General features: G+C 36.2%; 8 protein-coding genes and 1 pseudogene. 3 read left to right on the top strand and 6 right to left on the bottom strand.

Going from position 1 to position 9,603, the window contains the following annotated elements:
* Positions 1 to 46: 46 nt before the first annotated feature.
* Positions 47 to 553: pseudogene (locus tag LOK41_RS26310) on the bottom strand (IS6 family transposase); the annotation flags it as partial.
* A gap of 226 nt (positions 554 to 779) precedes the next feature.
* Between LOK41_RS26310 and LOK41_RS26315 the strand changes: the two are divergent.
* Positions 780 to 1,946: an OmpL47-type beta-barrel domain-containing protein gene (locus tag LOK41_RS26315; RefSeq protein WP_347269377.1), complete on the top strand. Its 1,167-nt coding sequence runs from the start codon at positions 780 to 782 to the stop codon at positions 1,944 to 1,946.
* 134 nt (positions 1,947 to 2,080) lie between these two features.
* Here the strand turns inward: LOK41_RS26315 and LOK41_RS26320 are convergent, their stop codons facing one another.
* The 4 genes from LOK41_RS26320 to LOK41_RS26335 form a co-directional block, all read right to left on the bottom strand.
* Entirely contained in the window at positions 2,081 to 2,479 is a 399-nt protein-coding gene (locus LOK41_RS26320) for a DUF5412 domain-containing protein (RefSeq protein WP_174103920.1), read from the bottom strand.
* 67 nt (positions 2,480 to 2,546) lie between these two features.
* Complete coding sequence (locus LOK41_RS26325; protein WP_241818946.1) at positions 2,547 to 2,738, bottom strand: hypothetical protein; 192 nt, start codon at positions 2,736 to 2,738, stop codon at positions 2,547 to 2,549.
* A gap of 468 nt (positions 2,739 to 3,206) precedes the next feature.
* The gene (locus tag LOK41_RS26330) at positions 3,207 to 4,637 is read right to left on the bottom strand and encodes a sensor histidine kinase (protein WP_241818947.1); all 1,431 of its coding nucleotides are present in this window, start codon (positions 4,635 to 4,637) and stop codon (positions 3,207 to 3,209) included.
* Positions 4,627 to 5,334: a response regulator transcription factor gene (locus LOK41_RS26335; RefSeq protein ID WP_241818948.1), complete on the bottom strand. Its 708-nt coding sequence runs from the start codon at positions 5,332 to 5,334 to the stop codon at positions 4,627 to 4,629. Before LOK41_RS26335 ends, LOK41_RS26330 begins: the two co-directional genes overlap by 11 nt.
* Before the next feature lie 187 nt (positions 5,335 to 5,521).
* On the opposite strand from LOK41_RS26335, the gene LOK41_RS26340 reads away from it, so the two are divergent.
* Positions 5,522 to 6,277 (top strand): ABC transporter ATP-binding protein, encoded by a 756-nt coding sequence (locus LOK41_RS26340; RefSeq protein WP_241818949.1) that lies wholly within the window; start codon positions 5,522 to 5,524, stop codon positions 6,275 to 6,277.
* Positions 6,274 to 8,847, top strand: a complete 2,574-nt coding sequence (locus LOK41_RS26345) for an ABC transporter permease (protein WP_241818950.1) — start codon at positions 6,274 to 6,276, stop codon at positions 8,845 to 8,847. The genes LOK41_RS26340 and LOK41_RS26345 overlap by 4 nt, the downstream gene beginning before the upstream one ends.
* Before the next feature lie 375 nt (positions 8,848 to 9,222).
* Here LOK41_RS26345 and LOK41_RS29395 read toward each other — a convergent pair whose 3' ends face one another.
* The gene (locus LOK41_RS29395) at positions 9,223 to 9,543 is read right to left on the bottom strand and encodes an IS3 family transposase (protein WP_481748843.1); all 321 of its coding nucleotides are present in this window, start codon (positions 9,541 to 9,543) and stop codon (positions 9,223 to 9,225) included.
* Positions 9,544 to 9,603 lie beyond the last annotated feature (60 nt).

Consider the following 9,603-nt stretch of genomic DNA (forward strand, 5'->3'; position numbering starts at 1 on the left):
GGTGTTATAAAATTCTTAAGTTGATGGGCATGTTTCCGTACCTCTTATTGAGATATTTCACTTTCCTTAGTTGGATGCCTAATGGCATCCTTTTTTCTTTTCTCAATTCTTCAACTGCTATAGGATAAGCTGGATTCTTATCGGTCGTCATGACACGAGGCTCAGAAATATGAAAAGACTGCAAAATTTTCTTGAAGAATCGCTTTGCAGCCTTGTGGTTTCTTGCTTTGCTTAGGTAAAAATCGATGGTACTTCCTTTCGAATCGACAGCACGATACAGGTACATCCATTGACTGTTTACTTTGATATATGTTTCATCGACTCTCCAGGAGTCATTGGTTTGTTTGAGATGACGACGGACTCTTTTGTCTAATTCAGGACTATACTGATGCACCCAACGCATAACCGTTGTATGAGCAACGATTATGCCCCGTTCCGCCATCATTTCCACCAAATCACGAAAACTTAGATTGTACCGTAGGTACCATCTTACCGTTAATAAGATAAGATCAGGCTGATAGTGTTTCCATTTAAACAAATTTTTCTTTTCCATACCGAGCACACACTCTTTTAGAGTAATAGTATGAGTATGTCCAAGACTTAGAGATTACTTGCAATTGCCCTGAAGTTTTTGCACCAGAACCTAAAATCTTTTCTTGTATCTTCATAAAATCAATTTTTAAAAATTTCTATCTCCTGGATAAAATTCTAAATTATAATATTCTTTTAGTTTGTTATAACGTATAATCTTACATATCATTAAATTCATTTTAAAGGAGATGAAGAAATTGTTTAAAAAATTCGGTATAGGAGTATTTTCTACAGCAATTGTATTAAGTGCCAGTATAGGTTTTTCAGGTATTGTATCAGCAGATAGTCCATCATTAAAGGAAAAGGAGAAATCTTATATTTTAAATATGGATTTTGAACACAATTCAAGTATAGAACCTCTTAAACCATGGCCATATGGCGATATAAAATACAATATTGAAGATCATGCAGGAGTAAATAATTCTAAAGGACTTCATTTAAAGGCATCATACGGTGGAGGACTTGTTGGAACCATAACTTTGAAACCTAATACTACATACATACTGTCTACATCTGGAAAAGTAAATACTCCTAGTTCAGAAGTATGGGTATCAGTAAATGTTAATGGACGCGGCATAGCTAGTTTGGGATTTAATTCCTCACAGTATGAGCAAAAATCGTTTGAATTTACTACTCCAAACTCTATTAATTCAAGTGAATTCTACATTTATCATCTTGCTGGGTTCAACTTTGATGTCAATCTTGATGATATCGTACTAGTTGAAAATATCAAACTTGATGACACAATTTCACCTGTTACAACTGATAACGCACCAACAGATTGGGTGAATAAAGATGTTACCGTTAACTTAACTGCAACTGATAATGATGGCGGATCTGGTGTTGCTTCCACTTATTATCAACTAGATAATGGTTCCACACAGAGTGGAAATGAAATCAAGATTTCTGATGAAGGAGTCCACACTCTAACCTATTGGAGCGTAGACAACGCCGGAAATACTGAACAATTTCATACAAAAACAATTAAACTAGATAAGACAGCTCCTGTGCTAAACATCAGTTTAGACAAAACAACAATATGGCCGCCTAATCATAAAATGGTTCCGATTACAGCTACAATTAATGCTTCTGACGATACATCAGGAATCAATTCAGTAGTGTTAACATCCATTACTAGCAATGAAACACTTCAATCTGATGATATTCAGAATGCAAATTATAATAAACCTATTAGTGGATCCACTGACTCCTTTGAACTTCGTGCAGATAGACTGGGAAGTGGAAATGGACGTATATACACTGTGACATACACTGCTATGGACAACACAGGGAATGTGACAACCAAAACAGTTACTGTAACGGTTCCTCATGATCAATCAAAAAAAATTAAGTAGAGGTACCGCCAGCATTTTTGAAAAAAAACACACTAAGTAAAAAATACAATGAGCTGTCCATATGGACAGCTCATTTACATAATTCTTGATATCGGCAGTCAATGTATCTATAAGCCTACAAAAACCCCTTACAATTAATCGTATCTGAAATCATATGTCTCTTCAGGAACATTTAATGTATGTCCGTTAATGATTACTGTATCATTGTCTTTCCAGACAATCTTTGCCGTATCCTCTCGGTAATTCCAATACACATTCTTTGTCTTGAAATATTTACGATGATTAAATACTAACTCTCCTCTAACAGCAAAACTCGTTGTTGCTCCGCCGCTTGTTACGTAAGCTTTAAATGTATATGTTCCGTCAGGAGACTGTTTTTCAGCAATCTTTTCACCTGTGGGTAGTCGATCCATACTGAAAAACGCCCAATACACTCCGTATACGAACAAACCAACTATACAAAATAATACAATTAACGATTTTCGTTTGGTTTTCTTAATTTCTTTCTCAATTTCTTTCTTTGTAAAATTCATGTTTTAGCTCCATTTAATGACTTTTATACCAAACCCCTCCCAATTTGGAGAGAGGTATGATCGGTTTTCAATATTTTTTCTTTTTAAGTCGGTAAAGTCCTATTAGACTGGCTCCTGCTGCAATAATAATCATAACGATAGAGATGCTTAGGGCAACAATTTTATTGGGAATCAACCTAGCAGAGTTTGCCCAAAGTAAGGAAATGGTTGACAGCCATGCTAGACCAATAATATAATTCCAACCTGTTTTTTTTGTCATAATTTGTTCACCTCTTTTTTCCTAATTGTACCATTTGGAAGAACCAATTTGTTTAGATTTTTGAATGTATATTCTGTACATGCTTGGTTAACATAACGCATCATTATTGGTAGCAAAGACAAGGTGGAATCCTACTCTCACAAGGGATCCTCCTTTTTTTGTTCTATGACTCTATTCATTTTTTTATACATTCCTATCCTGGCGTGGGTTTTAGGATTCTTGTTTGTTACTGGATTAGCTAAAAAACTGTATAAAATTCTGCATGCTCTTAGTGTGGTTTTTTTCCAAAATGCTGGCGGTACCCCATGCCCATCAAGCCAAGAAAACAAGTCACCCCCAAAACGATAAAATAGGCTTCTTTGTTACAAGAAGGTCTAAAATTTAGTTCTGAGGTGCTGCAAAATTTTAACTTGATGGCGATGGAATCATTCCCTGTCTCCTTTACATTTTTTAACGGGTGAGAAAAAATTATGTTTTAGAATTATTGTTTTGATTGATTGGTATATGTCCAATAAATATAGCGCCTTTTATATAATCATTTTTTGCTATTAGATCCCCGCCATGCACCTTGAAGCCATGTTTAGCAATTGTTAATCCAAGACCGGTTCCGCCTGTCTTACGATTTCTCGAATATTCTCCCCGATATAAAGGCTTGAATATATGCGGTAATATATCTTTGGGTATACCTTCACCGCTATCTTTAATTATGATGGTCATTTCTGTTGCAGAAGTTTCTAAGGCTATATCTACTGAACCATTTTCAGGAGTATGCCGAATTGCGTTGCTTACTATGTTATCTATGGACCTGGTCAACAAAGAGGGATTGCCTTGCAACATCAGAAGATCTTCAGGAACTTCCAGAGTAAGATTGATGTTCCTTTCATGAAGCTCTAAATCATAACCTTCCGCTATGTTTTTAATTAATTTTTTAAAGTCAATCATTTGGAACTCTGGCTGGGTGCCCAAATAATCAAGTTTTACATATTGGAATAAATTCGAAACCAGTTCTTCCAACAAGTCTGCTTTATTTTTACAAACTTTAATATACTTCTTTTGTTTTTCAGGAGTATCGGCAATCCCCTTTTCTAACCCTTCTAGATATCCTCTTATAGAGAATAAGGGGGTACGCAAATCATGTACAATTGAAGCGATAAACATTTTTCGATCTTCTTCCATTTGCGCCTTTGAAGCCAGTAATTGCTGCAGCTCTTGTTGCATAAATTTAAAACCGTCTGTGACAGCGTTAATTTCTTTAATTGGTGAAGAAGGTAAAACAGACGAAAATTCGTTACGAGATAGCGACAAAGCTGCTCTCTCCAATAATCTAAGAGGGCGCAGTATCATATTGTTAGTAACTATGCTGCAGAAGAATAAGACAAGGAAGAATAGAGATATCCAGATAATGAATCCACCCCACTCTTGTAAAAATGCATTTTTTGGTTCATCTATCCCTTCGGCAGCCACTGGGGGAGTATGCCGTACAAAAATGGTGCCTGCAGCCTTTCCTTCTTTATAGACCGTTTGTTTTTCAAAGGTTGATTTAGATAGACTGATACTGTAGTTTTCTTTTCTGTGAACGTCTTCCTCCAAGGATGCATTTACATTGGTAAATACTTTTTTATCAACAGAATCGAATAGAATAAGTTCCAAATCTTTATTTGCTAAATCTTTTTTTATTTTGTTTTGCCATTCTGACGTTGACCATAACTCCGGTTTCATCAGAATAGTTTGTTCTAACCATTCTTGTATGTTATTCTTGCTAGTTTGATTATCTTCATGAGGAACGGGAAAATAGCGATCATACATATTGGACGCAAATTTAGTTCCCAAAAAGGGGATAAGCGTCAGTAATAATAAGGTAATGACAACCCATTGGCGTATAGAAAGTTTACTGCCCATGCTTTAATCCCTCAAACTTGTAACCAACTCCCCAAATGGTATGAATCCATTGAGGATGGGCTGGGCAATCCTCTATTTTGTCCCGAATCCGTGCAATGAATACCCTGACAGAATGCGAATCGCCATAATTTTCTTCCCATATCTTGCTAATAAGCTGTTCGTGAGTAAACACTTGCTTAGGGTGGCTAGCGAAAAACTCTAGTATGTCGTATTCCTTGGATGTTAAAGGAATCTGTTCATTCTTTTTCCAGACTTCATGGGCCCTGGTATCGATTTTTAAATCTCCAAAGTCCAGTATGTATGTTTCAGGATGATTCTCCTCTGTATGGGGCACATGAAATCTTCTGCGCACAGCCTTGATTCTGGCGATAATTTCTCCAGGGGTAGCCGATTTTACAATATAGTCATCCGCTCCCAGGTTTAGCCCTCTAATTTTATCGATATCATCTTGTTTTGCGCTTAAGAATAAAATAGGCACGTTGCTAATTTTTCGTATTTCTTTACAAACAGTAAATCCATCTATATTTGGCATCATAATATCCAATAAGATACAATCGATCTTTTCGGATTTTAAGATGTTCAAAGCTGTTTCTCCATCATAGGCAGCAAGAACTTTGTATCCGTCTATTTCGAGAAAATCTTTTAATAAATCTACAATCTCTATTTCATCGTCTGTAATTAAAATTGTTTCTTCCATATAGCCTCGCTTCCTTTCCCTTCTAGCGAAAAACTCTTATACCACTATATTAATCCGAAAAACGAAATTTTTTAATATGTTTGATGAAAGTTTAATGTTTTATTGATATTTCATTGATACTTTCATGACAGTTTATTTAGTTCTTTCTTATACAATGGCAATAACTAAAAAAAGGAGGGCATTAATTATGTCATTTGTATTAGAAGCAAAATCGGTAAATAAGATATATGGCACAGATGATAATCAATTTTATGCATTGAAAAATATTGATTTGCAAATACAAAAGGGAGAATTCGTAGCAATTATGGGCACAAGCGGCTCCGGAAAATCTACCCTGTTGAATCTTTTATCCGGATTGGATAAACCCACATCGGGAGAAATCCTTCTCAACGGGCAAGATATTACAAAAGCAAGGGATGCGGATTTGACGAGAATACGTTCTGAAAATATCGGATTCATATTTCAATTCTTCAACTTGCTTCCAGTTTTAACAGCAGAGGAAAATGTAGCGTTACCCCTGCTCCTTTCCAGGAAAAGCAATCTTGAGACAAAAAAGAAGGCAAGAGAGCTGCTGAATTTAGTTAGAATCGGACATTTAGCTGCTACTTACCCACCTAATATGTCAGGTGGGCAACAACAACGTGTAGCCATTGCAAGAGCATTGATTACAGAACCAAAAATCATACTGGCTGATGAGCCAACCGGAAGCTTAGATTCTAAAACAAGTAAAGAAATACTTGGAATTTTGCGGTACTTCTGTGATAGTCTACATCACTCAATGGTCATGGTAACCCATGATGCGAACGTTGCCTCTTATGCACACCGCATTGTTTTTATGGAGGATGGCCAATTGATTGATGAATTGAAAGTAAAAGGCAAACAGAAAGAGAATAAACAAATCGTTATGGAGATTACAAATAGAATTGAAGGTGTTCTGTCATGAAAATGCCAAGTATCTCTTGGAGATTTTTCACCTCTAAAAAAGGGCGGAGTTTCTTTTCTGTTTTAGGTATATCTTTAGGGGTTATGATGTTAATCATTTCTCAGATTTTGCTTTATACAGTAGAAAAATCAAATGAGAAGTCTGTCAAACAAAAATTTGGAAACTATGATATGTTAGCAGGTTATCAAACGAACGAATTTCAGCTGTCTAAACAAGATATCTCTTTTATCGATGCGGTTCCTGGTGTTGTACAGAGCAGTCCTTTGTTATATCCTTATTTAGGAAAAAATAATCCGCAATCTGAATTATTGGAAATGCCTACGTATGTCGGATTAAAAGATGATTCGCTATCAAAAGAGCATCCTTTTCTGAACATTGGAGAGGGGGCATTTCCAAAACAGGATGAGGTAGTGCTGCCTGTCCGCTATTTAAAAGCGCAAGGACTAAAAATAGGATCAATCATCGAAATGCCTTTCCCCCCTAACGGCAAGAAAAAGGTAAGAGTTTCAGGAACATTTAGCCAAAAGGAGAAGCTGGATTACATTGCTTTATTTGATTACGACTGGCTCAGTCAAGCAACCTCTAATGAGAATAAAACTACGGTAGTTATGTTAAAACTTTCAAGCCGATCTTATATAGAAACTGTTTCAAAAAATCTAAAGGAAAAATTCCCTGATATATATGTTGATGGACGTAAGGGGATGGATAAAGAAAAAGAAAATATAGGTGGATTAAAACCCTTTATTTATATCCTGACCATCGGTTCCATTATTGGTAGTATTTTAATTGTAATCAGTACGCTACAAATGGCTATACAAGAGCGACAAAGAGATCTTGCGACTTTACGGCTCCTGGGAGCCCAAAGGGCCCAGCTCTTTACATTAATTTTAGTTGAATCACTGATTATCGGTATTTTAGCTTCTATAGTAAGTGTGGGCTTAGGAACACAAGCGGCATCTTTGTCTAAGGGATTTGTCGAACAACTCATGAATGTACACATATTCGAGATTATTATTCCGTGGAATTCAGTTATTATCAGCGCGATTGCAGGGATACTCTTAACGATTTTATCTGGTATCGTACCTGCTTACAGCGCAATGAAGCTTCCTCCGATTGCAGCTTATCGTCAAAGTGAACAAGTATCGGAACGTTTGAATCCATGGATTACAATCGGAGGTTTAGTCCTTCTCATCCTATCGTTCTTAATTGCGGCTTCAAATTATTTTTATTTGAATGGACCAAGTTGGGTGTACTTGCTGACAGGAGGAATATTTTTTATTTCCATGTTTCTGAATATTCCTCTCGTAATACGGATTATGGTTAAATTATTCACTTTGATTGCAAAACCAATATTAAGTTCAGAAGGATACATTTCGGGACAGAATGTTTTACGGCAAATGAAACGGAACATTCAAATTGCAAGCATCTTAGTCTTGGCTCTTATAATTGGATTTACAGGATATATGTTGTTTGGTTCTATAGTTCATCAAGCGGAACAAACAATTCGAAGCGAGCGCCTCACTAGTTATACAATTCTCTCGAGCGAATCATCACTTGAACCTGGATTTTCCTCGGAACTGGCTGATCAAGTGAAAAAAATTGACGGGATACAATCTATCACAGTTCCTACATCCGTTTTTGGGCTTACGTTAAATTTGGATCAAGATTATGCAAGGAAATGGAAAGGTCAACTATTTCATGTAAATGGCCAACAACAGGCGCATCTTAATTTAGGCGCTATGGACATGAAAACAGCATCTGAATTTAAACCTATCTACGTACTGGAAGGAACAATTGACCAAAATGCCCTGCGCAATAATGGAGTGGTAATAACAAAAGATATGAAAGATTTAGGATATAAATTAGGGGATACAATACAAATCGGACGGTATGACGAGGTATTAAAAGGCGATAAAGGGCATTCATTTCAGATTGTCGGGATTATTCGGAATATGCCGCTATCTCCTGATGATGAATATAAAATTTATACCGATGCCGTAAATTTAGAAAGATATTTTCACATCAATAAAATACAACAAATTCAATACAACATAATAAAGAAAAACAAGGCAAAGGATATTCAAAATAAAGTTGAAACCCTTTTGAAAAATCCAAGCTTTTCTAATACTGTTTTATACGATAGGGCACAAGAACTTCAAAAGTTGAAAACTCAAGCAACGCAGCGGATGCTCATTCTTCTCATTATTGTTATCTTAATGACTTCTATTGCATTCATTGGCTTAATGAACAGTATGGCAAGCTGCCTCCAAGAACGAAAGCGTGAATTTGCAGTGCTAAGAGCTATTGGAAGCAGAAAAAAACAAGTTGTTCGCTTAGCTCTATTGGAGGGGATCATAGTAACGATGTCCGGAGGGATTGTCGGCATCATTACAGGAGTAGCATTGGGCTATCACGTTTTGGCAGGTTTAGAAGCAGAGCACTACATTCTTCCAATCCCGCTTATTCTCATTGGATTGTTTGCAAGCCCATTAATAGGTGCTCTGTCAACTCTCTTCCCATCTATTTGGATTTCAAAAATGGATTTAATTAAAACTTTACGCGAAGATTGAAAATGTAAAAGCTGTCCAATTTATATATGGACAGCTTTTATGAATCGATGAATGTATAATGTTTCTGCTTTTTATAAAGATCTGCCGTGGGACTGGAGAATAGAGACGTTATAATGAGAAATGAGATTGTACACCAGAAACAAATAGTTTTAAAAGAGCAGCATTTTGTACAATGCTGCTTCGCACTGCGTAAACGTTGCTATCTTTCTTCCTTGCGAGCACGAATCGCCTCAACTTTTGTTTGAATTTCTACAGGGTCTTGCTTCATGCCCATCAGGCTAAGGACAGAGACTATCCTCAAAACGAAGAAAACGCTATTCTTTCAGGAAAATACTTGATGGTCTGACCCCATTTGGTGAGACAAATAAAAAACACCTAGACAACATGTTTCCTATAAGCTATAGGTGACATATTATCTAATTTTCTCTGAATCCGTTCATTATTATAGTAGTGGATGTATTCCTCCACAGTTTGTATTATACTAGCATTATTCGATTGTTTTATATTTTGCGCATAGAATCCTTCGGATTTCAAATGAGAATGAAAGGATTCTATGAGGGCATTATCATGGCAGTTTCCTGTATGAGACATGCTTGTGATAATGCCTTTTTCTTTGGCATATGTTTGAAATTGTTTTGATGGGTTCTGTTGCAAAGTTTTGTTAAGGTTAAGTGGTGCCAACAAAAAGTTGTACATTTTATGCGATTGTTAGTAACTCCTGTAATTCATTGTATGTCGAAAAACCGAAGTCTGAGC

Origin of the sequence: Bacillus sp. TL12, from assembly GCF_022625245.1 — a bacterium.
Lineage (GTDB): Bacteria > Bacillota > Bacilli > Bacillales > Bacillaceae_G > Bacillus_A.

What these genes read in the sequence shown, in the direction of transcription:
- LOK41_RS26315 (WP_347269377.1), top strand. Translation starts at nt 780, where the DNA reads ATGAAGAAATTGTTTAAAAAATTCGGTATAGGAGTATTTTCTACAGCA.
- LOK41_RS26320 (WP_174103920.1), bottom strand. Translation starts at nt 2,479, where the DNA reads ATGAATTTTACAAAGAAAGAAATTGAGAAAGAAATTAAGAAAACCAAA.
- LOK41_RS26325 (WP_241818946.1), bottom strand. Translation starts at nt 2,738, where the DNA reads ATGACAAAAAAAACAGGTTGGAATTATATTATTGGTCTAGCATGGCTG.
- LOK41_RS26330 (WP_241818947.1), bottom strand. Translation starts at nt 4,637, where the DNA reads ATGGGCAGTAAACTTTCTATACGCCAATGGGTTGTCATTACCTTATTA.
- LOK41_RS26335 (WP_241818948.1), bottom strand. Translation starts at nt 5,334, where the DNA reads ATGGAAGAAACAATTTTAATTACAGACGATGAAATAGAGATTGTAGAT.
- LOK41_RS26340 (WP_241818949.1), top strand. Translation starts at nt 5,522, where the DNA reads ATGTCATTTGTATTAGAAGCAAAATCGGTAAATAAGATATATGGCACA.
- LOK41_RS26345 (WP_241818950.1), top strand. Translation starts at nt 6,274, where the DNA reads ATGAAAATGCCAAGTATCTCTTGGAGATTTTTCACCTCTAAAAAAGGG.
- LOK41_RS29395 (WP_481748843.1), bottom strand. Translation starts at nt 9,543, where the DNA reads ATGTACAACTTTTTGTTGGCACCACTTAACCTTAACAAAACTTTGCAA.